We start from the raw sequence: 25,146 nt of genomic DNA on the forward strand, positions 1-25,146 counted from the left end.
CCGTATTTTTAGCTTTTCGCATAAGTGCTTGCATTAGCATCAAGTTAATTTAAGATCGCATATTATTTGCTGTAGCTAAGGGCGCACGTGACTCAATCAACCTCCTATTCAGATATTTGTATTTTAAGGCTTTCGGCTATTGGTGATGTATGTCACGCCGTATCCGCAGTGCAAGCAATTCAAAAGGCACATCCGAAGGCAAAAATTACCTGGGTGATAGGTAAAGTTGAGGCTATGTTGTTGGCTGATTTACCTGGCGTTGAATTTGTTGTATTTGATAAAAAACAGGGTAAACAGGCCTATCAGCAACTAAAAGATACTTTCAAAGGTCGTAAATTTGATGTGCTCTTACACATGCAAGTAGCACTAAGAGCAAATTTAGCAGCTCGTTGTATTCCGGCAAAAGTCAAAGTAGGGTTTGATTGGGCTCGTTCAAAAGAGTTACATAGTTTATTCATTAATAAGCGTATTGCCCCGCAATCTGAGGCACATGTCCTTGAGGGCTTTAAGGGCTTTGCTCAAGCGATTGGTGTACCTGACTATGCGCCTCACTGGCAAATGCCAATCACAGATGAACATCAACAAGCTGCTGATGCCTTATTGGGTGAAGAACGTATAGCTGGGCGTATTTTTGTTATCTCACCTGCGGCAAGTAAAAAAGAGCGTAATTGGTTGCCCGAGCGTTATGCGGCACTTGCAGAGCATGCGTATCAGCAAGGTTTTTCGGTGGTTATCACAGGAGGACCAACACCTTTAGAAATAGAGTTGTCTGAACAAATAATTTCGCAAACGAATGCGCCTGTGCTTAACTTAGTAGGTAAAACTAAGCTTAAAGAGTTGTTGTGTGTATTAAAGCGCGCTTCTTTAGTTTTAGCTCCTGATACGGGACCTGCACACATGGCTGTAACTGTTGGTACACCTGTAATAGGTTTGTATGCCCATTCAAACCCGAAACGTACAGGTCCATACTTGTATCTAGATTACGTGGTTGAGGTGTACCACCAAAACTTACGTGAACAAACAGGCAAAACAGCTCAAGAGCTACCTTGGGGAACACGCGTTAAAGGAGCTGATTTAATGACGCAAATAAGCATTGATGAGGTTATAGCTATGTTTAACCGTGTTGTAGATAAAGAGCAATTGTCATGAGTAAAGTACTGTTTTTAGACCGCGATGGTGTGGTTAATGCTGATCACGGTTATGTATATAAACCGGATGAGTTTGAGTTTTTACCCGGTGTGTTTGATGCGTGCAAAAAGTTTATTGATGCAGGTTATGAAATTGTCATTGTGACTAATCAGTCAGGTATTGGGCGTGGCTACTATTCAGAACAAGACTTTTTAAACCTTACAGACTGGATGAAAGCTGAGTTTATGCGTCATGACGTGCCAATTCTTGATGTGTACTTTTGCCCGCATCATCCGACTAAAGCAGAGCCTGCCTATTTACAGGATTGTCATTGTCGTAAGCCTGCTCCAGGCATGCTGTTACAAGCCATTGAAGAGCATAGTATTACTCCCTCACAAAGTATTATGGTCGGCGATAAGCTGGGCGACTTAATTGCAGCAGAAAGAGCGCAAATCGCGACCCGTGTGCTGGTTCGTTCAGGGCAAAGTTATGCTGAATCAACAGAACAACATGCTGATTACGTATGTGAGTCTTTAGCTGATTTACCTGCTTTAATTTTACAGTCTTAGCAGGTAAGACCAGTTTTATTTCCTTAGCCTCAAGGTTTGCGACGAACTGCAAACAGTGCAATTGTTCGTCTAAGCTTTTACAATAGGCGCAAATTTTACAGTCATGCTAATCATTTCTGGTTAGATACAAGAATATTTGGAGATTACAGATGAGAGCATCTGCGTTTTTTAATCAGCTGCAACAGCAAATCGACGAAGTAAAAGCTGAAGGTTTATACAAAAGTGAACGTGTTATTACATCGCAGCAGCAAGCTCAAATTGAAGTTGCCTCAGGTGATAAGGTAATCAATTTTTGTGCGAACAACTATTTAGGTTTAGCCAATAGCCCTGAGCTGATCAAAGCCGCGCAACAAGGTTTAGATGACCATGGTTTTGGTGTTGCATCGGTGCGTTTTATTTGTGGTACTCAAGATATTCATAAAACATTAGAGCAAAAGATTTCTGAGTTTTTAGAAACCGAAGATACGATTCTTTACTCATCTTGTTTTGATGCAAACGCTGGTTTATTCGAAACAATTCTCGGCCCAGATGATGCAATTATCTCTGATGCGCTAAACCACGCCTCAATTATTGATGGTGTTCGCCTTTGTAAAGCAAAACGCTTCCGTTACGCTAATAACGACATGAGCGACCTTGAAAAGCAACTTATTGCTGCTGATGAAGCGGGTGCTAAAACAAAACTAATCGCAACTGACGGCGTTTTCTCAATGGACGGTGTGATTTGTAACCTTAAAGCGGTTTGTGACCTTGCTGACAAGTACGATGCCTTAGTTATGGTTGATGACTCTCACGCTGTTGGTTTTGTCGGTGAAAATGGTAAAGGTACGCCGGAGTACTGTGGTGTTCTAGACCGTGTTGATATCATCACAGGTACACTTGGTAAAGCACTTGGTGGCGCATCAGGCGGTTACACATCTGGTAAAAAAGAAATTGTAGAGTGGTTACGTCAGCGTTCTCGTCCTTATCTTTTCTCAAACTCACTTGCGCCATCAATTGTTACTGCATCGATTAAAGTACTTGAAATGCTGAGCAATGGCGGCGAATTACGCGCTAAGCTTTGGGATAACGCAAAATATTTCCGTGAACAAATGGAAGCGGCAGGATTTACCTGTGCAGGTAAAGACCATGCAATTATCCCAGTTATGTTAGGCGATGCAAAAGTCGCTTCTATGATGGCAGACAAATTACTTGCCGAAGGTATTTATGTAACAGGTTTCTCATTCCCTGTTGTACCTAAAGGCCAAGCACGTATCCGTACGCAGATCTCTGCGGCGCATACAAAAGAGCAATTAGATACCGCTATTGCTGCTTTTACCCGTATTGGTAAAGAAATGGGTGTTATCTAATTTTATTTCCTAAACCGAAGCTTTTGCTTCGGTTTTGTTTAATTGAGTGTAAATCATGAAAGCATTATCTAAATTAAAAGCAGAACCAGGGATCTGGATGACTGATGCGCCAAAGCCTGAAGTTGGCCATAACGATCTGCTTATTAAAATCCGCAAAACAGCAATTTGTGGAACAGATGTCCATATTTATAAATGGGATGAGTGGGCACAAAATACAATTCCAACTCCTATGGTTGTTGGCCACGAGTATGTTGGTGAAGTAATTGATATGGGTCAGGAAGTACGTGGTTTCCAAGTAGGTGACCGTGTCTCTGGCGAAGGCCATATTACTTGTGGTCATTGCCGCAACTGCCGTGCTGGTCGTGTGCATTTATGTCGCAATACAACTGGTGTTGGTGTTAATCGTGAAGGCGCATTTGCAGAATACCTTGTGATCCCTGCTTTTAATGCATTTAAAATTCCAGATAATATCTCAGATGAATTAGCCTCAATTTTTGACCCATTTGGTAATGCAGTTCACACCGCATTGTCGTTTGATTTAGTGGGTGAAGATGTATTAATTACAGGTGCAGGCCCAATTGGTATCATGGCAGCTGCGGTTGCTAAACATGTTGGTGCGCGTCATGTAGTTATCACAGACGTAAACGAATACCGCCTAGATTTAGCACGTAAAATGGGTGCGACTCGTGCAGTAAATGTAGCAAATGAAAAGCTTGAAGATGTAATGAAAGAGCTTGGCATGACAGAAGGCTTTGATATTGGTCTTGAAATGTCAGGCGTACCCGTTGCATTTAATAGCATGCTAAATAACATGAACCACGGCGGAAAAATCGCTATGCTAGGTATTCCGCCTTCAGATATGGCGGTGGATTGGAACCAAGTTATTTTTAAAGGCCTTATCATTAAAGGTATTTATGGTCGCGAAATGTTTGAAACTTGGTATAAGATGGCGAGTCTAATTCAGTCTGGTCTTGATCTTAACCCAATTATCACACATCAATTCTCGGTAGATGACTTCCAAAAAGGCTTTGATACAATGATTTCAGGCCAGTCTGGTAAAGTTATCCTGAATTGGGATTAAATGAAGGTCTAAAAGCCTCAAAATTAAGGCGGCTTTAGGCCGCCTTTTTAGTTTAGAGAGTATTATGTCGTATAAACATATTTCAGTTAGCGAAACCTTTTCGCTGTTAGATAAAGACGATGTCGTGATTGCCGATATTCGCGATCCGAATTCATTTCAAAGCGGGCATATTCCAGGCGCTGAGCATTTATCAAATGCAAATATCAGCGAGTTTATGATGAACAAAGAGTTTGATCAGCCAATCATCATCGTTTGTTATCATGGCGTTAGTTCTCAAGGTGCTGCGAGCTATTTAGTTGAACAAGGCTTTGAAGATGTTTACAGCATGGATGGTGGCTTTACTGCGTGGCAAACGCAACTTCCGGAGCATATAGAACGATGATTGAACTGGGCAGCATAAATAATCCGCGGGCCGCACAAGGCTTTATTGACTACATTAAAAGTAAAGGATTACAGGGTGAGCTGCGCTCGCAAGATGGACAAACTGTGATTATTTGTGTTGCTCCAGAGCATTTTCATCAAGCTCAACCTTTATGGCAAGAGTTTGCTGAAAATCCCAACGATGAAAAATACTTACAAGCTTCATGGCAGGTAGGAAGTACACAATCGCCGTTGTCATATCAAGGCCAATCACTTGATTTAAAAGCGCGATTTAAGGCTTTAAGTTGGCTTAATCGTACCGTAACCTTAGTATCTATAGTCATCTTTGTTGCTTTTCTGATGGGCGGCTTTGAAACTATTTATGGCATGCTCCAATTTAACCCTGCCAAGCCACTTACTTGGCTTACTCCTGCCATTGTGCATTTTAGCTCTATCCATCTTATTTTTAATTTGATCTGGTGGATGACGCTGGGTAACGATATTGAAAAGCGCAGCGGTAAATTAACCTTAGTAGGGTTATTTTTAGTTACGGCGTTTATTAGTAATTGGGCGCAGTTTTTACTTGTCGGGCCTAACTTTGGTGGCTTAAGCGGCGTTGTGTATGGTTTGCTTGGGTTTTGCTGGATTTATAGTGCAATGCGCCCTAACGAACCACCTTTAGTCAGCAATAGTATTGTTGGTTTTATGTTGGTTTGGCTTATTCTAGGCTTTGTAGATATGTTGCCAGTGAGTATGGCGAATTGGGCTCACTTAGCAGGTTTGCTGGCTGGTATGGCATATGCGGTGTCTGATAAGCTGCTTACACGTAAATAAAAAAGGCGGTTAAACCGCCTTTTTTATTAAACAAACTATTAATGGTACAAATACTTAGTAAATAACACTTCTCTGACAATTTCTTGGCCAGTTTCTTGTTTAAGTAGTGACTTTAATTTTGCAGTACAGCGTTTTCTGATTTCTTCTCGACCAGTAAGCGATTTAATGTTTTCTTCAGGCTCTTTTGAGAGTATTTCAACAATCGCATCACGCAGTAGAGGGGTGTGATGTTCAACAACGCTGATATCGGCTGTATCATTTAGCATAAGGTCAACGGTAATGCGCACGTAGCCTAGCTTCTTATTACCTTGGCCTATGTAGTTGGTGATGATATCAGGCTCAAAACCAAAGTAGCCAACTTTTGACTCAGCCTGTGCAGACAGACTGGTCATTGCGCCAATTAGTAGCATACTGACTAAGTAAATTGATAACACTGATGTTTTCATAATTAAAAATATTCCACCCTTTCAATGGTTTTAGTCTATACCCAAATTCGCTTGAGATACAGGCTGTTCTGTGATTTTTAACCGTGCTTGAGATTAAATCATGACTTTTGCCAAACGTGCAGCAGTGATATCATTTGCACGGTTTTTAAAAATAATGAGTCGTTGTGATCACATTCCCAGTTTCATTAGCTGCAAATTGGCAGCCTGCTTCAGCATTTCCAGATTTGACGCAACAACAGCAAGGTTGGCTGCTTGAAGCCGGTTCATTAACAGCTAAGCTCAAAAGTCACTGTCAGGCTTTTTCAGTTGAGGTACTAAACGAAGCGCCTTTTGATTTAACTGCCGAGCAACAAGCGCTACTAAATACCTCTTTAAGTCAGGCATTAAACCGCGAGGTGCTATTATTGTGCGATGGTAAACCTATGGTTTATGCACAAAGCTGGTTACCAGCAGACGATACTTTAAAGAAACAGCAGTTGTTAAATATGGGGACGAGGCCGCTTGGCGATGTTATTTTTCAAGACCCCAGCTTGCAGCGAACAGAAATCGAGGTGGCTGAATTTTCTCAGCAGCATGCTATTCAAGCGTTAACAGCTCACCTTGGCTTACCGTCAAATTCATTGTGGGGCCGACGCAGCGTGTTCGCATTATCAAATGCTCACTTTCTTGTGGCTGAAGTGTTCTTACCTGAGGCATATATCTACTTATGAAATTAGCTGCATTACATCGCGCAAACATTCCTTATTACAAACAACTGATGCGAACGGATAAGCCAATCGGTACTTTGTTGCTGTTGTGGCCAACATATTGGGCTTTATGGCTTGCTAATCAAGGCACGCCTAGTTTGTTAAATTTTGTAGTGTTTAGCTTAGGTGTCTTTGTGATGCGAAGTGCAGGTTGTGTGATCAATGACTTTGCCGATCGTAAAATCGATGGTTCAGTAAAGCGAACTGCTCAGCGCCCTCTGGCTGCAGGACTGGTTTCTAGTGCAGAGGCAATGAGTTTGTTTGTGTTACTTATTGCAGTGGCGTTCGGATTGGTTATGTTACTTAGCTGGTCAACTATTTTGCTTTCATTTGGTGCTTTAGCACTGGCGTTTTGTTACCCATTTATGAAGCGTTATACCCAATTACCGCAAGTAGTGCTTGGTGCTGCATTTAGTTGGGCAATTCCGATGGCCTATATGGCATCAATTGGTTCAGTACCATTAGAAGCCTGGCTACTATTTACCGCTAATCTTGTTTGGACTGTGGCTTATGACACCATGTATGCCATGGTTGATAGAGATGACGATTTAAAAATAGGGGTTAAGTCAACGGCAATCTTGTTTGCCAGCTATGACAGACACATCATCTTTTTACTCAATGCCTTATTTATCGCGATTCTTGTTTTCATCGGCATGAGTAACCATCTTGGTTTGCCTTATTGGTTGGGGTTAGTGGCAGCGGTTGGGTTTTTACTTTATCAACAAATGCTTATTCATAAACGAGAGCGAGATCCTTGCTTCAAAGCATTTTTGAATAATCACTATGTGGGGTTAGTGATTTTTATCGGTTTAGCAGCATCCTTGCCACTGCCATTTTAATTATCTAGGAGGGTCGATAATACCGCTTATCGAGGCATTTTTTCTGAACCAACCCGCAATAGAGTAGCGAACATCATTTGCGGGTAATACCTCATGCATAAAGCGTTCGCTTTCAAACATTACCAGCATGCCAGCTTGAGGTTTTACGACAATCTCGATATCTTTACTTTTCGGCTTGTAAATCACCAACTCACCGCCAGATTCTGGCGTATTTAAGTAACAAACTGTTGTGAAAATACGGTTCGAACGGCCTTTGAAGGCATCATAGTGCTTTTTATAAAAGTCACCTTGTTGATACTTTGCATAATGGCATTCGTAGTCAAATAACCCTAAATAAAAACTACGATTTAACTGCGTTTTTATTGCTTCCATGGTTGCCAGATAAGTAATTTGTGCTTGGCTTGAACTATCAAACCAAAAGGTCTTATCTTTACGGACATTTTTATCAATTTGTTGGTCGTTTAAACGACCAATACCCGCTGTGTGAAAATGCGGATTTATACGATAGCAGTCGGCGATTAAATCATTGATTAATGTTTCATCAATCGCATTTTCAACAATAGCATAACCAGCTTGTTCAATTGCATCTAAATAAGTGTCAGAAATCAGCTGAGCGTTCATTTATATACACAATAAAAAAAAGGTGCGTAAGTGTATCTGAAAAATAATGCGATGCACGCTTTTTATGCAATAAATAAGTGATTAGTAAAAGACGGGAGAAGCTAGCCTGTTTAATTCAGGCTAGCAGATATAAGAGACGACTAATGTTGGCTTGCTAAGGCCATTTTTTCAATAAGATCAAGTAAGTGACTTACATGAGAGTTGTCGTTAATTTTTTGGTTTGTTTGTATAACAAGCTGCTCTTGAGCAACACCTTTGTTGGTTTTTAAAAGCTGCAAGGCCGGATCAGAAGCAACATTGTTCGCGTGTTCAATGCTAGCTATTGCAATATGGTTCGATCGTTTTAGTCCTTCCATAACTTGTTCAATACTACCTACTTTAACACTGGCTGACTTATCGAATGAATCAATGGCGTCGTTTAGCATCTGTTGTATTTGTTTCGATTGTGAAAAGCAGCTGTACATAGGGTAGTCGGCAAAATCGCGTTTGCTGATATCACTCTTATTCGCTAATGGATGATCTTTAGCAACAAATAAAATCAGTTGGTCAGGTAAATGGATATCGCTTCCTATACTATTCATTGCTTGCGAACAAACACTAATATCAATTTCACCAAGCTGTAGCTTACGCATTAGCTCGCTTTGCTCTTGTAGTTGCATCTCGATTTTTACATGTGGATACTGCGCTAAAAATTGCCCGCAAGATACAGGAACGACAGCACTGGCTTTATTAGTGTAACCAATAACAAGCTTTTCGCTTGCGCAGCCATTTAGTGATTCGAAAAGATGTTGTTTTGTTTCTTCTAGATTGTCGAGGGTTTGTTGCGCATATTCTAAGAAAATTTCACCTTCTTTGGTTAACTTAACGGAGCGGGTTGAGCGAGTTACCAGCTCATAACCAATTTCGTCTTCAAGAGTTTGAATACTCCGGGTTAACGCTGAAGTGCTTATTTGTGTTTTTTCAGCAGCTTGGCGAAAATGCCTTAATACGCCTAATGCTACAAACTGTTCAAGTTGTTCAAATCTCACTTTATATAGTCCCTTGTTATAAGTAAGCCCTACATCCAGGCAATATAATTATAATCTACAGTGGCATAGTAAATTATAGTACCTGTTTTGGGAAGTTCGTTTTACAGAAAAGTTACATCTAGTCAGGGTAACGATCTTTAATCTCAAGGAAAAGTGGTAAATTTTCAAGTAACAAGTCAACAAGATTTGGATCAAAATGTTTCGAACGTTGCTCTTTTATCAATGACAGTGCTTCATCTAAGGGCCAAGCAAGCTTGTAGCAACGGTCGCTACATAGCGCATCAAACACATCGGCAAGGGCGGTTATGCGACCAACAATGTTGATTTCATTGCCAATTAAACCTTGCGGATAACCTGAACCATCCCATTTTTCGTGATGCTGATATGAAATCAAAGCGCCGCAAGTCAGAATTTCGTTACTTGAATTTTTTAAAATTTCGTAACCCACTTCTGCATGAGTTTGCATTATTTTCCATTCTTCATCAGTTAATTTACCTGGCTTATTTAAGATGCTATCAGGAATACTAATTTTACCAATGTCATGTAGTGGTGAAGCGAGCTTGATAATTTCACATTGAAATGGACTGAGTTGTGATAGTTTTGCAAGTAATTCACTATATAAAGCAACGCGCTTAACATGCGAGCCTGTTTCTTTAGAGCGTTTTTCAACGGCTTCACCTAAAATGTAAGACAACTCTTTTTGTGATTCTTTAACCATTTCTCTAAGCTTAAGGTTGTCGTAGGCTAGGGCAATATTGTTCGCGTAAAACTCTAATAGTTGATGATCGGTTGTTTGCAGTTTACTTCCTTTATGAACATATAACATGGTCTCAAGGCCTGCTTTTGTCGGAAAGTAACCAATATAGTCGGTGCTCGTTTTTAATGATGATTTACGCTCATGGGCGTCAATAAATAAACTTTTCACCTCATCTGGAATAGTATTTTGATTCGGCGTTGGTCCAACTCCCGACGCGGCTAATAGTTGAAAATCTTTCGCCGGCGAGGACTGAAAATTAACTGCTGCAGCGCAATAGATTTGTGCGTCATTAATCCCCATTACATTCGTGACGTGACTCAAAATAGTGGATGCAAATTCGTTAACACTATCGCATTTTAAGAAATTCGCAGACGCATTAATAATTTGCTCTAGGCCACTTTTATGGCGATCAATAATTTGTATATCTCGATGCCCTCTGAGTGCAGAATAAAGAAGCGTCTTAATTTTTATAGCCGTTAGTTCGGTTTTATTCTTGTAATCGTTTATATCATAATCACGGATAATCGACTCTTCAGGTGCCTCTCCAGGCTGACCTGTACGCAGAATTAAGCGAATATCATGGTTTTCTATTTCATCGCGAATGTATTGGATAAGCTCAAGTCCTGCATGGTTTGTTTCCATGACAACATCGACAAGCGCGACTGAAAAAGGAATATTTTGCTTTAATAACTCTTTTGCTTCGGCTGCTGAATAGGCGTCATAAAAGCGCAGACCTTTATTTTCGAAAGTGAAGCCAGCTAGCACTAATTTCGTAACTTGGTGAATATCTTCTTCATCGTCAACAACAAGAATATGCCAACATTCTGATTCATCAATAGGAACGTTATTTTCTTCTAGCTGCTCATCAGAAAATAAAAAATCTTCCACAAACACACCACTTATTGTTGCATCTCGTAACAATAAGTATAGAGGCAGAAATTTACTCTGCCTTATCAGCTACTGGTTTTTTTTCGATATTTTTTAATTCGATTTCGATGGCATCGCATGAAATGTGGATCTCATACAAAGAGGTTAAAAGTGACATCGCTAAGCAAGCTAGGCTAATCCCAAATAAGATGATGCCTGTGGTATTAAATTCTATAAATAAAGCGAACATTGATAAGGTGCACATTAAAAATGAGGCAACGCCGTATACTTGCATCACTCTTATTAACTTAATGCGCTTTCTTAAGTTGGTAATTTGTGCGACAACAAGAGGGCGAATACTTTCCCCTTCGCGCGCATTCAGTTCACGAATAAGTTGGGCGAGCACCAAAAAACGATTGGTGTAAGCGAGTAAAAGTAAAGAAATCGCAGGAAATAGTAGTCCTGGTGTCGTTAATGTCATGTAGTTACCTTGAAATAAGCATTGCGGCAAAGCTTTTGTAGTTTAGGTTTTATATTTAGAAAAGTAAAAGAGAAGTAATTTGCAAAATAAGAAATTAAATCAAACCGCTAGCTCAGAACCGTTCAAATGGGTACGAGTATTTCAGGCTGAAAACAGTCTTGAAGCGAATATTATTAAAGGGCTGTTAAACAGTAAAGGTATTGAGTGTCAGTTACAAGGTGAGCTCTTACAAGGGGCATTGGGAGAGATACCCTTTGAACAGACGGGAGTTGATATGCTTGTTTACGCATTAAAAGAGCGCCAGGCGCAAGAAATATTGTTAAACTATCAGCAAGTAAAACAATCGGCTCCTGATTGGGTGTGCCCAAAGTGTCAAGAGCTTAACGGATCAACATTTGAACTTTGTTGGTCTTGCGGGACTGTTAAAAATGACGAAAGCGAATAATTTTCAACGCATTAGAGAATTAAACTATTTACAAAAAGCAGTATTAGGTGGTGCTTTGTTAGAACGCATGCTGCCTAATTACAGTTTATTCTGTGAAGCCACAGGGTTTGGTGATGCTGCGGTTTTTCGTAGTGCTTTGAATGTTTGTTGGGAGAAGATTTTACTGCCAAAAAGTAAAATTAGCCTCGAAAAACAAATCGAAAAAATAGAGCCTAATGTGCCTGAACTAACTGATTTTGATATGTTTGGCACTTACCCTGCTATTGATACAGCAACAGCTTTACTGGGCATGTTACACGGCTTAATGGCAAAAGATGACCAAGAGTTTTTGAACATTAGTAAAATTTCACAGGCATCGGTGGCACGTTACATTGAATATCAACTTACCGTTGATGGTGAAGTAGCTGACAATAAAGCAGTTCGTGAACACCCATTAATGCAATATGAAATTGAAGTACTGGCTGAGTTAATTGATTTTGTAGAGCAAATGGGCCGAATTAGCTCTGAAAACGTAAAAGAACTCAAACAGCTTGCGGTATCAGACGGTCAAACCAACATTGGTATTGCAATTTAATATTCAGTAATGCGTATTTTCACTGTAAAATACGCGTTTATTTTTCTTGGCGGAGTAATTGATGCGAATTTTAGGTATTGAATCATCATGTGATGAAACAGGTATTGCCATTTACGATGATGAACAAGGCTTATTAGCACATCAACTGTATAGCCAAGTAAAAGTGCATGCTGACTACGGCGGTGTCGTACCTGAACTTGCGTCACGTGACCACGTGCGTAAAACCTTACCTTTAATTGATGCCGCCTTTGCACAAGCGGGCTGTGGCCCAGAAGATTTAGATGGCATTGCTTATACTGCGGGCCCTGGATTGGTTGGCGCACTCCTTGTGGGTACTTCTATTGGTCGTTCTTTAGCCTATGGTTGGAATATACCAGCGGTAGCGGTTCATCATATGGAAGGTCATTTACTTGCGCCAATGCTTGAAGAAGACAAACCTGAATTTCCGTTTATCGCGTTATTAGTATCTGGCGGCCACACCATGATGGTTAAAGTATCTGGTATTGGTGAATACGAAGTATTAGGTGAGTCAGTTGATGACGCCGCAGGTGAGGCATTCGATAAAACGGCGAAATTACTTGGGCTTGATTACCCAGGAGGCCCGCGTTTGGCAAAACTTGCTGAGCAAGGTACACCTGAGCGCTTTGTATTCCCGCGTCCGATGACTGACAAACCCGGCTTAGATTTTAGTTTCAGTGGTTTAAAAACAGCTGCGTCACTCGCTATTCGTGATAGCGATGATGATGAACAAACTAAAGCGGATATTGCTCATGCATTCCAAACAGCGGTTATTGATACCTTAATTATCAAGTGTAAACGTGCATTAAAGCAAACCGGTATCAAGCGCTTAGTGATTGCTGGGGGCGTGAGTGCAAACGTGCAATTGCGTGCGCAACTTGAGCGAGTAATGCAAGGTATGAAAGGGCGTGTGTACTACCCGCGCACGGAGTTTTGTACAGATAACGGTGCGATGATCGCTTACGCTGGTATGCAGCGCTTAAAAGCAGGGCAGTTTGCTAGCCTTGATATGAAAACAAAGCCGCGCTGGCCAATAGACTCGTTAGAGGCTATTTAACATCAACCTTCTTCATGTTCAGGGGCTTTTTTCTTAGCCCCTACTTTTGGCTCTTCACCGGCGAGTAAACGAGTGATATTTGCTCTATGACGGAAAATTATCAACACGGTTAAAAAGGTTACAGGCAACGTATACAAAGGTTTTATCCACCAAGTATAAAGAGGTGCTAACGAAACCGTGACTAGTGCTGCAAGAGATGAGTAGCGCGTGATAGCAATAATTAAGATCCAAGTTGCAATTAACATCCCACCTAACGATAAACCAATGGGTAATAACGTGCCAAAAGCGGTCGCGACAGCCTTACCACCTTTAAAACTGAAAAACAGCGGGTACATATGGCCTAAACAGGCTGCTACACCAATCAAGCCGAGCATAAGTGGCTCTATTTTTAAGAAGTAAGCACCCCAAACCGGAATGGTTCCTTTTAAAATATCAAAGACAAGAACAAGTACAGCAGGGACTTTTCCACCTAAGCGGTAGACATTCGTTGCACCTGGGTTGTTCGATCCGTGACTGCGTGGGTCCGGTAGTTTAAACAGCCGAGAGACAAGGATTGCGGATGAGACCGATCCCAGTAAATAGGCTAAAACTAACATTAGGGCTGTTAACACGCGCTTCCTTATTTTTAAATCTGCACTTTTGGGCTATCATTGGCGGCAAAACCATCTGCCACTATTTTTGAGTAGAACATGTGAGCAATAATGCATCGCATCTACCCGTTATTGTAGGGGTAATTTTTATATATTAAAACAGTATGACAACTTATAGCGCGGATTATTCAAATCAATAAGCGTTTAGTATGAGAGGTGTTTTAATATTTATGTCACTTGGAGTATCAATGGACAAGGTATATATATCACAATTGCATGTAGACACCATTATCGGTGTGTATGATTTTGAAAAAGAAAGTAAACAAAGCCTGTATTTTGATATTGAAATGCTATGTGATATTTCTGCGGCAGCTGCAACTGATGATATTAACCTTGCACTTGATTATGCAAAAGTCAGCGAGCGGGTTATCGCTCATACAACAGCAAAACCAGTAGAGCTGCTTGAAACCTTAGTTGAACAAATAGCGGCCATTATCTTAACTGAGTTTGCAACTGAGCAAGTGACTATTCGCGTGAGTAAACCTGCAGCAGTGCCACAAGCCAAAACGGTGGGAGTCGAAATCACCCGTCGCAAGGCATATTAACATGGCGCAAATTTTTATTAGTTTAGGCTCTAACGTTAATAAAGAGCATTATATTCGCCAGGCGCTTGATGCTCTAAAAGTACATTTTCCTGATTTTATTCACTCATCAGTTTTTGAGAGTGAGGCGGTCGGTTTTGCAGGCAGTAACTTTTATAACTCAGTATTAGGGGCGCAAACCGATATGCCACTACCTGAACTGTGTAAGTTATTGAAAGAAATTGAGCTTGAAAATGGCCGTACCCGTGATGACAAAAAGTTTAGTCCACGAACGCTTGACCTAGATCTTTTATTTTATGATGACGTAATTTGTGATTCGCCTGCACAGCTACCTCGCGATGAAATTACCAAAAATGCATTTGTTCTTCAGCCTTTAGCTGAAATAGCCCCTGATTTTTTTCACCCTGTAGCAAAATGCACGCTAGCAGAGCTATGGGATAATTATAATAATCCGCAACAAAAACTATGGAAGGTGGAGTTTTCTTACCCATGAGTATTATTGAGATAATTGTTTTAGCCTTAATTCAAGGATTGACTGAGTTTTTACCTATTTCGAGCTCAGCACATTTAATTTTACCTTCGCAAGTTTTAGGTTGGCACGATCAAGGTTTAGCATTTGATGTGGCCGTTCATGTCGGTACTTTAGGTGCCGTGGTATTGTATTTCCGTAAAGAAGTGGTAGACATTCTAGGCGCGTGGTTTAAATCGTTTGGCTCTCAAGGTGCCACCGATGACAGCCGCTTAGGCTGGTGGATTATTGTCGCAACCATTCCTGCATTATTAATTGGTTATTTGTTTAAAGATTTCGTTGAAAGTTACTCGCGAAATGCGTGGGTTATTGCCACCTCTACCATCGTGTTTGGTTTGTTACTTTGGTATGCCGATGTAAAAGCAAAGCAAGTTAAGAACATTTACCAAATCAATTTTTTCAGTGCGCTATTGTTAGGCTTTTCACAAGTGCTGGCTATGGTATTCCCTGGGACATCGCGTTCAGGTATTACCATCACCGTAGGTTTAATGCTGGGCCTTAACAAGCAAAGTGCTGCGCGTTTTTCATTTTTAATGTCAATTCCGGTCATTGCAGCAGCGGGTTCCTATTATGTGTATCAGCTTGCAACAGCGGGCGAGGCGATTGATTGGCATGCGATTTTACTCGGCGCAGGCTTATCATTTGTATCAGCTTATGCGTGTATTTTCTTTTTCTTAAAAGTTATTGAGCGCATGGGTATGATGCCATTTGTTATCTACCGCTTGTTACTTGGTGTTGGTTTGTTTGCATTCTTAATGCTGTAAATAACCATTCAACTTAATTCGAAAAACACCTCAAATTTGAGGTGTTTTTTATGATGGCTATTTGGCAATACTCTATTGACCGCTAGTCATGGTAAGTAAAGCTTATATTTGGCATTATAACGCCTTAGTTTATCTCTCATTCATTTTGCTCAGGACAGTAGATGCATATTCATATTCTTGGAATTTGTGGCACCTTTATGGGTGGTATTGCCGCAATCGCTAAATCGTTAGGTCATACAGTGACAGGCTCTGATCAAAATGTGTACCCACCGATGAGCACGCAATTAGAAGAGCTAGGTATTACGCTCACCCAAGGTTATGACGTTGCTCAACTAGAGCCTGCGCCAGATATGGTAGTAATTGGTAACGCTATGAGCCGGGGCAACCCTTGTGTTGAATATGTGCTTGATAAAGGCTTACCTTATACTTCAGGTCCTGAATGGTTAAAGCATAATCTGTTGCAAAATTCGTGGGTGTTAGCTGTCGCAGGAACACACGGCAAAACAACAACAGCGAGCATGCTGGCATGGTTATTAGAGTATGCAGGAATGAAGCCTGGCTTTTTAATTGGTGGCATTGTGCAAAATTTTGGCGTGTCAGCACGGGTTGGTGAAACGCCATTTTTTGTTATCGAAGCCGATGAGTACGACACGGCATTTTTTGATAAACGCAGTAAATTTGTTCATTACTTACCACGTACCTTAATTCTTAATAACCTTGAATTTGATCACGCTGATATTTTTGAAGATTTAAACGCAATAAAGAAACAATTTCATCACTTGATGCGTACATTACCCTGTAGCGGTAAGGTTATTTGGCCAAGCCAAGATGAAGCCTTACAAGATGTGATTGAGCGTGGTCTTTGGAGTGAAAGCGAAACGCTGGCAGGTGATTGGGATTACCGTTTATTGAAAGCGGATGGTAGCGAATTTGAAGTGCTACTTGAGGGAGAAGTTCAAGGCGTTGTTAGTTGGCAAGCGATGGGCGAGCATAATGTGAAAAATGCTATCATGGCTATTGCAGCAGCGCGCCATGTAGGGATTGCCGTACCAGTCAGTATTGCGGGCTTGGCTGAGTTCATTTCTCCTAAGCGCCGTATGGAGCTTAAAGCCGATATTAACTCGATTAAGGTGTATGACGATTTTGCCCATCACCCAACGGCAATTAAAACAACTTTGGCAGGGCTTCGTGCAAAAGTGGGCGATGAGAAGATTATTGCCATTTTAGAGCCTCGTTCAAATACCATGAAAATGGGCGTGCATCAGCAAACCTTGATTGACTCACTTGAAGCTGCCGATGAAGTGTATTTATTTGAACCAGACAATTTAAGCTGGTCACTCAAAGAATACGCCGCTGCGGCAGGTATGCATTGTAGCTCTAGCACTGAAGAAATTATTAAACACGTGGTTGCAGGTAAAGCGCCTAAGCAGCATGTTTTAATTATGAGTAATGGTGGCTTTGAGGGGATTCATCAGCGCTTAATTACCGCTCTTGAACACAACTAATCGGTATATGGAGCGTCAAAATATGCAATTTAAAGATAAAATAACCTTAGCTTTTAGCGGTGCCTCTGGTGCGCCATACGGTTTACGGTTATTAGAAGTGTTACTTCAGCAGCAGTTTCAGGTGTATGTACTCGTCTCAAGTGCTGCTCGAGTGGTTTTTGATACAGAATCAAATATCAAGCTATCGGGTAACGAAGATAAAGCGACAGAACAGTTAAGCACGCTTTTTAATGCTGCGCCTGAACAACTAAAGGTGTTTGGTAAAGACAACTGGTTTAGTCCTGTTGCGTCGGGCTCTGCTGCACCGAAAAAAATGGTGGTTTGTCCGTGTAGTGCAGGTTCAGTGTCTGCAATTGCGGTAGGTGCGTCAGATAACTTACTTGAACGCGCCGCTGACGTGGTTATAAAAGAACGAGGGCAGTTGATTTTAGTCCCGCGTGAAACGCCATTTAGCGAAATTCATCTTGAAAACATGCTGAAACTAGCAAGGCTAGGCGTAACGATTATGCCTGCGGCACCGGGTTTTTATCATCAGCCAGAGCAGATTTCAGACTTGGTTGATTTTATGGTGGCGCGAATTTTAGATCATTTAAACATTGAACATACTCTGACCAAGCGTTGGGGTTATGGAGAGGGCAAACAGTGAGCGAAAAAACGATCGCATTAAATATTGAAGGCCTAAAAAAGGTTTATAAAAATGGTGTTGAAGCCGTAAAGGGCATCGACTTACAAGTTCAACAGGGCGATTTCTTTGCTTTACTTGGTCCGAACGGTGCCGGTAAATCAACTACCATTGGGGTTATCTCATCGTTAGTGAACAAAAGCGCTGGCCGTGTCCAGGTGTTTGGGCATGACATTGATACAGATTTGGAAGCCGCTAAGTCTGAACTAGGTTTAGTGCCGCAAGAGTTTAATTTTAGCCAATTTGAAACACTGAACCAAATTTTGGTTAACCAAGCGGGCTATTATGGTGTACCAAGAAAGCTGGCGCATGAGCGTGCTGAAAAGTATCTAAAGCAACTGGGTTTATTTGAGAAAAAAGATAAGCAAGCGCGTACGCTGTCAGGTGGTATGAAACGCCGTTTAATGATTGCTCGTGCACTGATGCATGAACCTAAATTACTTATTTTAGATGAGCCAACAGCCGGTGTTGATATTGAGCTACGCCGCTCGATGTGGGATTTTCTTCGCGAGATAAATAAGCAAGGTGTGACCATCATCTTGACTACTCATTACCTAGAAGAAGCTGAGCTGTTATGTAAAAACATCGCGATTATCGACAGTGGCGTGATTGTTGAAAACACCACTATCAAAGCGCTACTAGCCAAGCTCGATAAAGAGACCTTTGTACTTGATTTAAAGCAGCCAGTGCAGCCAATTAGCATTGAAGGTTACCAATATACACTAACTGATGACCACACTTTAGAAGTTGAAGTGGCGAAGTCTCAGGGCTTAAACCAAGTATTTAGCGCGTTGACCGAACAAGGTAACACCGTGCTGAGTATGCGAAATAAAGCAAATCGTTTAGAAGAACTTTTTGTAGGCTTATTAGAACAAGGGCGAGGCGAATAATGTTTAAATATGGAGTAGCGCTAAAAAGTATTTGGATCAAAGAGTGTATTCGCTTTTTACGTATTTGGGTGCAAACCTTAGTTCCGCCAGCAATCACGATGAGCCTTTATTTTGTTATTTTTGGTAACCTGATTGGTTCGCGTATCGGTGATATGGGTGGCTTTACTTACATGGAGTTTATTGTACCGGGTCTGATTATGATGTCGGTGATCACTAACTCTTACTCGAATGTAGCTTCAAGCTTTTATTCGACCAAGTTCCAAAAGAGTATTGAAGAGCTATTAGTTGCACCAGTGCCAAATTACATTATCGTACTTGGCTACATGGGCGGTGGTATGACCCGCGGTATGCTAGTTGGCTTAATCGTTACCTGTGTATCATTGCTGTTTGTTGATATCCAAATTCATAATATTTTTGTGATCATGGCGACGGTTATTTTAACGTCGGCTGTGTTTGCGTTAGGCGGACTTATCAATGCAATTTATGCTAATAGCTTTGATGATATTAGTATTATCCCGACCTTCATTCTTACTCCACTGACTTATCTAGGCGGAGTGTTTTACTCAATCAGCTTGTTACCTGAGTTTTGGCAAGGTGTATCGCAAGTGAATCCAATCATCTATATGGTCAATGCATTTAGATATGGTTTCTTAGGCGTGTCTGATGTCGATTTATCGGTAGCTTTTGGGGTACTTGGTTTATTTATTGTGGGTTTATTTACTTTAGCGTTAACGCTTATTAAACGTGGTGTGGGGCTTAGACACTAATGACTGATGCAAATTCGAGAAGTATTGTATCGAATCAGCCTGGCTTACATGAAAAGTTAGACGAAATAGTTTTAAAGCACTTAAGTGCGGATTTTAAAAAGCCGATTGCACAGCACACGCAAGCGGCTTTTGATGAGGTAAATGAAAAGGTTCAAGCGTTTAACGGGCCTATAATCCTTGATTCGTGTTGTGGTGTAGGTGAAAGTACGGCTAACTTAGCTAAGCGTCACCCTGATGCGTTGGTGATTGGTATAGATAAGTCATCTCATCGCTTAGAGAAGCATGAGATAGAGTACAAGCAAACCGATGCGGGCCAGTATATTTTAGTGCAAGCAGACTTAAACGACTTTTGGCGTTTAGCGGTAGCTGCTAATTGGCAACCGACGCATCATTATTTGCTATACCCAAATCCATGGCCGAAAGCAAAGCACTTGCAAAGGCGCTGGCATGGCGCTGCTATTTTTCCGTTTATCATTAAATTAGGCGGTCGTTTAGAGCTCAGAAGCAATTGGGATATTTACGTGAAGGAATTTGCCCGCTCGCTCGAGCTTGCAGGACATCCTTGTGATGTTCAATTATATGAGAGCGATATAGCAATCACGCCATTTGAACGTAAATACTGGGCTAGCGGTCAGCAAAGCCACCGTTTAGTGATCAACCTTTAATGAATGTAGGGAGCTGGCGATGAAAAGTGGCTCCCCTGCATTAAATTAATCCCCGCACGAGACAGCGCGTCAGCAATTTGTTCGTTATCGACTTGCTCAGCGATAACTTGCAGGTTTAGCTGATTAGCGTACTTTACTAAATTCTCAATAAACAAAAAGTTATCATTATTACTATGAATTTGATTCACAAGGTTTTTATCGAGTTTTAAACCATCGATCTCTAATTTTAGAATATGCGGTAAGTTTGAAAAGCCTGAGCCAAACTCATTAATAAACACCTGCGCTCCCTTATTTTTTAAAAGGCTAATAAAGGTTTTTACCTCACTAAAATAAGCAATAGCATCGCTTTCATGAAATTGAAAAATAATGTTATGAGGCTGTGGGTAGCGTCTTAGTTGCTGTTCGAAAAACTCACTTAAGCTTGGATCAAGAATATCTTGCGCGGTTATGTTAATGCTCCAGCTTAGGTTGGTTTTTCTAAAATGCTCAACACAACGGGTAAACATAGTACGTCTTAACAGCCCATCCATACGTGAGCGTTTGAGCACCGTCATAAAGTAGTCAGGACTATGAATACGGCCTTGGGCACTGGCTAATCTCGCTAGACATTGGTAGTGCTCAATCTGCTCAGTGTTGGTATCATAAATAGCTTGAAAGTAAGGCACAATGCGATTGTTATCAAATGCTTCTTTCACCTCTTTGGCAAGCGTTACATTATTTCTAAAGCGCTCTTCGACTTGTTTAAAAACATTTTCATAGCGAACAACTCGCTGATTATTAAACTTTGCTTGCTGTAAGGCTATGTGGGCATTTTCGATAAGCATAAGCTTGTTGCCAGATGCAATGCCTGCATACAAGCTAACGTAAATGAACGGTTCTTTTAACACCGGGATCGCATTGTTGAAGGTGTTAATTATTTCTTCTAATTCTTTGTCAGAGCTGCGCGTTTGCAACAAAGCTATCTTATTCGTGGCAAGGCGATAGGCAAAGCAGTCATTCGGCAAACGTGCTTGGAAGTAGCCAAGTAAACTTGCCATAACTTTATCGCTGACTTCGGTACCGTAAAAACTACTGATATCGTCTAATTCATTAATGACGATAACCGCGAGCTCCATGCGATACTTGGTTGTCTTTTTTAAGTAATACTCTAGCGCTACATGGTTGGCAAAGCCTGTGCGAGCATCTGTTGATAGTGAACGTTTGAGTTGTAAAAAATAGAGGCCTGCAATTAATACTGCTATAAAGAAAAAGAAACAGGCTGTAATTGCTGCGCGAGTAACACTGTATTGCAATTGCTGATTAAAATCGCTAAGTGTTATGTCTGCACCGGTGATGTAGGTCTGGCCGTTGTTATCGACAAAGGTTACGAAAATGCTTTTAAAGTAGCCCCATTGATCTTGTGAAATTTCATAAACAGGTTCTGTTGAATTAAAGGCTTCTTTATTTAATTCTGTTGCTTCAGAGTAGATGTCAAAAAACTCGGTAACTTTGCCTGTATTTTGATCTTTTTGAGTATAGCTTGAAGCACTGAAGTAGACGGTATCATCACGCTTAACCATGGCATAGACATAGGCAAGTTGCATTTGTTTTGCATACTCAGAGAGTGCGCGACTTTTTTCTTTGTATACAGCAGGAGAGATAGCTAAACCAGCATTAACTCGATCATGGTAATCATCACCTAAGATATGTTTTACACTCACAGCAGCATTAAATAATTTGTTATCAACATGCGTGATTATTTCATTGCGAGTGGTTTCATAGGTATAGTAAATGTAACCAAATAAGCTAACAAAAAAAGCGGCAAAGCCATAAAGTAGCCAGCTGGTTTTTTGCATTCCTTTGGGCATAAGTGCTCCCTTAGCTGTTATTACTTGATTATACTGAAAAAAGACTTAATCGATAGTATAAAATTACCGCAAATGTCATTTTTAGATCACTTTTTTGTCATCGAAGACGTGGCTTTTTTGCTTTAGACGAGACATTTTCGTGATATTCCAGTAAAGTTAGCCAATTTCGTAGCAACAGTGCCGCAAAAGTGAAAACGGTGATGTTTCAACATCTAATTCATTTTTAGCTGCTTAGAATGGGTATTAGGATGGATCAAAAGCGTTGTGCCGTCGCCTCTAAAGAAAGCTTGATTCGTATATTTACGGTGCCAGAAGCACCTGACTCAACCTTGAGTAAAATCGAATCAGAAATTTCAAGCAATCTTGCTGGGTTCTTAAATGAGAACATAGCGGCGATTGAGAAGCCCTTGCACGAGATTGAAAAAGATTTTCAGTCGGCCACTATCCCTGAAGAGCCAACTTTCGTCTCTGACTATGCACAAGACATTATGGAGCAGTTAGTTGCGCATTCTGTTCATACTGCTGCACCAAGCTTCATTGGTCATATGACCTCGGCATTGCCGCACTTCGTTTTGCCATTATCAAAACTGATGGTGGGCTTGAACCAGAACCTAGTTAAAATTGAAACATCAAAAGCGTTTACACCTCTTGAAAGACAAGTGTTAGGCATGATGCACCATCTAGCCTATAGTGAAGACGATGCTTTTTACAGCAAGTGGATGCATAGCGCTAAAACCTCTCTTGGGGCGTTTTGTTCAGGTGGCACAGTAGCCAATATCACCGCATTATGGATTGCCCGCAATCGGCTATTAAAAGCCGATGGTGATTACAAGGGAATTGCAGCACAAGGTTTAATCGCCGGTATGTTGCACTACGGCTATAAAGGGTTGGCTGTGCTTGTTTCTGAGCGGGGTCATTACTCTTTGGGGAAAACGGTCGACTTATTAGGTATTGGTCGCGATAACATTATTGCCATCGAAACTGATAAGAATAATAAAGTTGACGTTAATGCCATGCGTAAGAAGGCTTATGAACTCGAAGCGTCAGGCATTAAAGTGATGGCATTAGTAGGGGTTGCTGGCACTACAGAAACCGGCAGTATAGACCCACTCAATGAAATGGCTGATTTAAGTGCTGAACTAGGCTGTCATTTTCATGTCGATGCTGCATGGGGTGGAGCCACATTACTATCAACGAATTATCGCCACCTACTAAGCGGTATAGAGCGTGCTGATTCGATCACTATCGATGCGCATAAGCAAATGTATGTGCCTATGGGGGCGGGCTTAGTGTTATTTAAAGACCCTGCTGCTACAGATGCGATTGAACATCATGCCGAGTATATTCTTCGTAAAGGCTCGAAAGATTTAGGTAGTCATACACTTGAGGGAAGTCGCCCAGGTATGGCGATGTTAGTGCATGCTTGCTTACGTGTTATTGGCCGTAAAGGCTATGAAATGTTGATTGACCGCGGCATAGTAAAGGCGCGTACCTTTGCGCAGATGATTAAAGAGGATGAAGACTTTGAGCTTATTTCTGAGCCTGAGCTTTGTTTATTAACGTACCGCTATGTGCCTAAAGAAATTCAGGCCAAAATAAAAGACGCCGACGAAGAGACCAAGCTCGACATCTATGCGTCATTAAATCGCTTTACTGCAAGTATGCAAAAGCGTCAGCGTGAAGCCGGTCGTTCTTTTGTATCGCGTACTCGTTTGACACCTGCAAAATATGACCATCAACCAACAGTGGTATTTCGAGTTGTATTAGCAAATCCGCTCACTTCTAAAGCCATCCTTAAAGATATTTTGGCGGAGCAAAAAGAGCTGGCGAAAACCGATCCGGTATTTAAAAAGTACTTAAGTAAGTACATGGATTAAAAAAGGGAGCGTGATGCTCCTATTCGCTAAAGCAGCTTGCTTTAATCATGTCACTGATAATCGCTTGCGAAGGTTTTATTTTTTCCATCGCCAAAAACTCATCTGGCTGGTGGGCTTGGTTAATTGAGCCAGGTCCCATGACGATGGTTTCACAGCCAAGCTGTTGAATGAAAGGAGCTTCTGTACAATAGTTTACAGCAACAGCAGGTTGTCCTGAGATTTTTTCAGCTAGTTTTACAAGCGCAGTATCTGTGCTGCCACTAAATGCAGGGATAGGTTCATGCATGTCGATAACACTCACTGCATTTGGGTATTGGGTATTTATTTCTTCAGCAGCACTTAGCAAAATCGCCTGCAGTTCTTGCACGCTCAAACCGGGCAGTGGTCGCATATCGATGTGCATTTCACAGCAGCCACAAATACGGTTGGCGTTATCGCCACCATGAATATGACCAAGGTTCAAAGTAGGGTACGGAATTTCAAAGTGGTCAACTGAATATTTATTCTTTAATTCTTCTTTAATGATTAACAATTTTGTAATCATTTTATGCATCACTTCGATGGCGTTTAAACCACGTTCAGGATCAGAGCTATGGCCTGAGCGACCAATTACCCGAATGGCTGTACTCATATGTCCTTTATGAGTGAAAACAGGAGTCATATCGGTTGGTTCACCAATAATACAGCGCGCTGGTTTCAAGTTAGGGTGGCGGCAAATTTGTTGCGCACCCGCCATTGTGGTTTCTTCATCGGCGGTTGCTAAGATTAATAAAGGCTCTGTTTGCTTTGTTGTATCAAGCTCACTAATCGCTTGTAAAACAAAGGCAAAAAAGCCTTTCATATCAATACTACCTAAGCCATATAATTTATTGTTATGCTCGCTGAGTTTGAAGGGATCATAATTCCAGCGGCTATCATCAAATGGCACTGTATCGGTATGACCTGCCAACATTAATCCACCGTCACCTTCACCGCGTTTTGCCAATAAATTATAACGGCCTTTACCTTGCTCCAGTTCTGTTATTTCGCAAGTAAAACCGAGGCTTTCACACCAAGAGGCAAGCAAGGAGATCACCTCTTTATTGCTCATACATAGTGAATCTTCAATTGCACTGATTGAAGGCGCTGCAATCAATTGCTGGTACATAGATAAAAAAGACGGTAAAGACATAAAAAATCCAAAAATAATTATTCAATCTAATTGCATAACAATATAAAAGTATTTATGATG

Annotated in this window: 28 protein-coding genes; 20 read left to right on the forward strand and 8 right to left on the reverse strand. The window is 41.1% G+C overall.

Annotated elements, in window-relative coordinates:
* The first annotated feature begins 87 nt into the window (after window positions 1–87).
* The 6 genes from L1264_RS13945 to glpG all read left to right on the forward strand — a co-directional run bounded on the left by L1264_RS13945 (window position 88) and on the right by glpG (window position 5,318).
* Window positions 88–1,149 carry a glycosyltransferase family 9 protein gene (locus tag L1264_RS13945; RefSeq protein WP_199526331.1) on the forward strand — a complete coding sequence of 354 codons (1,062 nt, stop codon included), beginning with the start codon at window positions 88–90 and terminating at the stop codon, window positions 1,147–1,149.
* Window positions 1,146–1,697 (forward strand): D-glycero-beta-D-manno-heptose 1,7-bisphosphate 7-phosphatase, encoded by a 552-nt coding sequence (gene gmhB / locus L1264_RS13950; protein ID WP_138557234.1) that lies wholly within the window; start codon window positions 1,146–1,148, stop codon window positions 1,695–1,697. The genes L1264_RS13945 and gmhB overlap by 4 nt, the downstream gene beginning before the upstream one ends.
* A 149-nt stretch (window positions 1,698–1,846) precedes the next feature.
* Entirely contained in the window at window positions 1,847–3,043 is a 1,197-nt protein-coding gene (locus tag L1264_RS13955) for a glycine C-acetyltransferase (protein WP_135926083.1), read from the forward strand.
* A gap of 55 nt (window positions 3,044–3,098) precedes the next feature.
* Window positions 3,099–4,124 carry an L-threonine 3-dehydrogenase gene (gene tdh, locus L1264_RS13960; protein WP_135926082.1) on the forward strand — a complete coding sequence of 342 codons (1,026 nt, stop codon included), beginning with the start codon at window positions 3,099–3,101 and terminating at the stop codon, window positions 4,122–4,124.
* 64 nt (window positions 4,125–4,188) lie between these two features.
* Entirely contained in the window at window positions 4,189–4,506 is a 318-nt protein-coding gene (glpE, locus tag L1264_RS13965; protein WP_199526330.1) for a thiosulfate sulfurtransferase GlpE, read from the forward strand.
* Window positions 4,503–5,318 (forward strand): rhomboid family intramembrane serine protease GlpG, encoded by an 816-nt coding sequence (glpG, locus tag L1264_RS13970; protein ID WP_199526329.1) that lies wholly within the window; start codon window positions 4,503–4,505, stop codon window positions 5,316–5,318. Before glpE ends, glpG begins: the two co-directional genes overlap by 4 nt.
* Window positions 5,319–5,356: 38 nt before the next feature.
* On the opposite strand, the gene L1264_RS13975 is transcribed toward glpG, so the two are convergent.
* On the reverse strand, window positions 5,357–5,728 hold the full coding sequence (locus L1264_RS13975) for a flagellar basal body-associated protein FliL (RefSeq protein ID WP_235383316.1): 372 nt from the start codon (window positions 5,726–5,728) through the stop codon (window positions 5,357–5,359).
* Between the two features lie 200 nt (window positions 5,729–5,928).
* On the opposite strand from L1264_RS13975, the gene L1264_RS13980 reads away from it, so the two are divergent.
* Both L1264_RS13980 and ubiA read left to right on the forward strand, forming a co-directional pair.
* Entirely contained in the window at window positions 5,929–6,474 is a 546-nt protein-coding gene (locus L1264_RS13980) for a chorismate--pyruvate lyase family protein (protein ID WP_135926078.1), read from the forward strand.
* Window positions 6,471–7,349 carry a 4-hydroxybenzoate octaprenyltransferase gene (gene ubiA / locus L1264_RS13985; protein ID WP_135926077.1) on the forward strand — a complete coding sequence of 293 codons (879 nt, stop codon included), beginning with the start codon at window positions 6,471–6,473 and terminating at the stop codon, window positions 7,347–7,349. Before L1264_RS13980 ends, ubiA begins: the two co-directional genes overlap by 4 nt.
* Here ubiA and L1264_RS13990 read toward each other — a convergent pair whose 3' ends face one another.
* The 4 genes from L1264_RS13990 to L1264_RS14005 all read right to left on the reverse strand — a co-directional run bounded on the left by L1264_RS13990 (window position 7,350) and on the right by L1264_RS14005 (window position 11,103).
* Window positions 7,350–7,970: a 2OG-Fe(II) oxygenase gene (locus tag L1264_RS13990; RefSeq protein WP_135926076.1), complete on the reverse strand. Its 621-nt coding sequence runs from the start codon at window positions 7,968–7,970 to the stop codon at window positions 7,350–7,352.
* A gap of 140 nt (window positions 7,971–8,110) precedes the next feature.
* Window positions 8,111–8,998 carry a LysR family transcriptional regulator gene (locus L1264_RS13995; protein WP_199526328.1) on the reverse strand — a complete coding sequence of 296 codons (888 nt, stop codon included), beginning with the start codon at window positions 8,996–8,998 and terminating at the stop codon, window positions 8,111–8,113.
* A 118-nt stretch (window positions 8,999–9,116) separates the two neighbouring features.
* Window positions 9,117–10,643: a DUF3369 domain-containing protein gene (locus L1264_RS14000; RefSeq protein ID WP_135926074.1), complete on the reverse strand. Its 1,527-nt coding sequence runs from the start codon at window positions 10,641–10,643 to the stop codon at window positions 9,117–9,119.
* Between the two features lie 52 nt (window positions 10,644–10,695).
* Complete coding sequence (locus tag L1264_RS14005; protein WP_135926073.1) at window positions 10,696–11,103, reverse strand: DUF2721 domain-containing protein; 408 nt, start codon at window positions 11,101–11,103, stop codon at window positions 10,696–10,698.
* A 79-nt stretch (window positions 11,104–11,182) separates the two neighbouring features.
* On the opposite strand from L1264_RS14005, the gene L1264_RS14010 reads away from it, so the two are divergent.
* From L1264_RS14010 to tsaD, 3 genes are all read left to right on the forward strand, one after another.
* Window positions 11,183–11,548: a putative signal transducing protein gene (locus tag L1264_RS14010; RefSeq protein ID WP_135926072.1), complete on the forward strand. Its 366-nt coding sequence runs from the start codon at window positions 11,183–11,185 to the stop codon at window positions 11,546–11,548.
* On the forward strand, window positions 11,532–12,122 hold the full coding sequence (locus tag L1264_RS14015) for a YjaG family protein (RefSeq protein WP_135926071.1): 591 nt from the start codon (window positions 11,532–11,534) through the stop codon (window positions 12,120–12,122). Before L1264_RS14010 ends, L1264_RS14015 begins: the two co-directional genes overlap by 17 nt.
* Before the next feature lie 61 nt (window positions 12,123–12,183).
* Window positions 12,184–13,197: a tRNA (adenosine(37)-N6)-threonylcarbamoyltransferase complex transferase subunit TsaD gene (gene tsaD / locus L1264_RS14020; protein WP_135926070.1), complete on the forward strand. Its 1,014-nt coding sequence runs from the start codon at window positions 12,184–12,186 to the stop codon at window positions 13,195–13,197.
* Window positions 13,198–13,199: 2 nt separating this feature from the next.
* Here tsaD and plsY read toward each other — a convergent pair whose 3' ends face one another.
* Entirely contained in the window at window positions 13,200–13,808 is a 609-nt protein-coding gene (gene plsY, locus L1264_RS14025; protein WP_199526327.1) for a glycerol-3-phosphate 1-O-acyltransferase PlsY, read from the reverse strand.
* A gap of 227 nt (window positions 13,809–14,035) precedes the next feature.
* Between plsY and folB the strand changes: the two genes are divergently transcribed.
* The 8 genes from folB (at window position 14,036) to trmB (ending at window position 20,191) form a co-directional block, all read left to right on the forward strand.
* Window positions 14,036–14,392 (forward strand): dihydroneopterin aldolase, encoded by a 357-nt coding sequence (gene folB, locus L1264_RS14030; protein WP_199526326.1) that lies wholly within the window; start codon window positions 14,036–14,038, stop codon window positions 14,390–14,392.
* Window position 14,393: 1 nt separating this feature from the next.
* Entirely contained in the window at window positions 14,394–14,882 is a 489-nt protein-coding gene (gene folK, locus L1264_RS14035; protein WP_135926067.1) for a 2-amino-4-hydroxy-6-hydroxymethyldihydropteridine diphosphokinase, read from the forward strand.
* Complete coding sequence (locus L1264_RS14040) at window positions 14,879–15,682, forward strand: undecaprenyl-diphosphate phosphatase (RefSeq protein WP_063703109.1); 804 nt, start codon at window positions 14,879–14,881, stop codon at window positions 15,680–15,682. Before folK ends, L1264_RS14040 begins: the two co-directional genes overlap by 4 nt.
* 161 nt (window positions 15,683–15,843) lie before the next feature.
* Window positions 15,844–17,187, forward strand: coding sequence for a UDP-N-acetylmuramate:L-alanyl-gamma-D-glutamyl-meso-diaminopimelate ligase (gene mpl / locus L1264_RS14045; protein WP_138557238.1), 1,344 nt, complete (start codon window positions 15,844–15,846; stop codon window positions 17,185–17,187).
* 22 nt (window positions 17,188–17,209) lie between these two features.
* The gene (locus tag L1264_RS14050) at window positions 17,210–17,833 is read left to right on the forward strand and encodes a flavin prenyltransferase UbiX (RefSeq protein ID WP_199526325.1); all 624 of its coding nucleotides are present in this window, start codon (window positions 17,210–17,212) and stop codon (window positions 17,831–17,833) included.
* The gene (locus L1264_RS14055; protein ID WP_055021568.1) at window positions 17,830–18,759 is read left to right on the forward strand and encodes an ABC transporter ATP-binding protein; all 930 of its coding nucleotides are present in this window, start codon (window positions 17,830–17,832) and stop codon (window positions 18,757–18,759) included. Before L1264_RS14050 ends, L1264_RS14055 begins: the two co-directional genes overlap by 4 nt.
* Entirely contained in the window at window positions 18,759–19,526 is a 768-nt protein-coding gene (locus L1264_RS14060) for an ABC transporter permease (protein ID WP_199526324.1), read from the forward strand. Before L1264_RS14055 ends, L1264_RS14060 begins: the two co-directional genes overlap by 1 nt.
* Window positions 19,526–20,191, forward strand: a complete 666-nt coding sequence (trmB, locus tag L1264_RS14065) for a tRNA (guanine(46)-N(7))-methyltransferase TrmB (RefSeq protein ID WP_138557239.1) — start codon at window positions 19,526–19,528, stop codon at window positions 20,189–20,191. The genes L1264_RS14060 and trmB overlap by 1 nt, the downstream gene beginning before the upstream one ends.
* On the opposite strand, the gene L1264_RS14070 is transcribed toward trmB, so the two are convergent.
* Complete coding sequence (locus tag L1264_RS14070) at window positions 20,188–22,038, reverse strand: bifunctional diguanylate cyclase/phosphodiesterase (RefSeq protein ID WP_199526323.1); 1,851 nt, start codon at window positions 22,036–22,038, stop codon at window positions 20,188–20,190. The two genes, trmB and L1264_RS14070, sit on opposite strands and share 4 nt — an antisense overlap.
* Window positions 22,039–22,286: 248 nt before the next feature.
* On the opposite strand from L1264_RS14070, the gene panP reads away from it, so the two are divergent.
* Window positions 22,287–23,915: a pyridoxal-dependent aspartate 1-decarboxylase PanP gene (panP, locus tag L1264_RS14075; protein WP_135926061.1), complete on the forward strand. Its 1,629-nt coding sequence runs from the start codon at window positions 22,287–22,289 to the stop codon at window positions 23,913–23,915.
* A 19-nt stretch (window positions 23,916–23,934) separates the two neighbouring features.
* Here the strand turns inward: panP and argE are convergent, their stop codons facing one another.
* On the reverse strand, window positions 23,935–25,086 hold the full coding sequence (gene argE, locus L1264_RS14080; RefSeq protein ID WP_199526322.1) for an acetylornithine deacetylase: 1,152 nt from the start codon (window positions 25,084–25,086) through the stop codon (window positions 23,935–23,937).
* Window positions 25,087–25,146 lie beyond the last annotated feature (60 nt).

The organism is Pseudoalteromonas sp. APAL1, assembly GCF_021532475.1.
In the GTDB taxonomy this organism is placed as follows: Bacteria; Pseudomonadota; Gammaproteobacteria; order Enterobacterales; family Alteromonadaceae; genus Pseudoalteromonas; species Pseudoalteromonas lipolytica_C.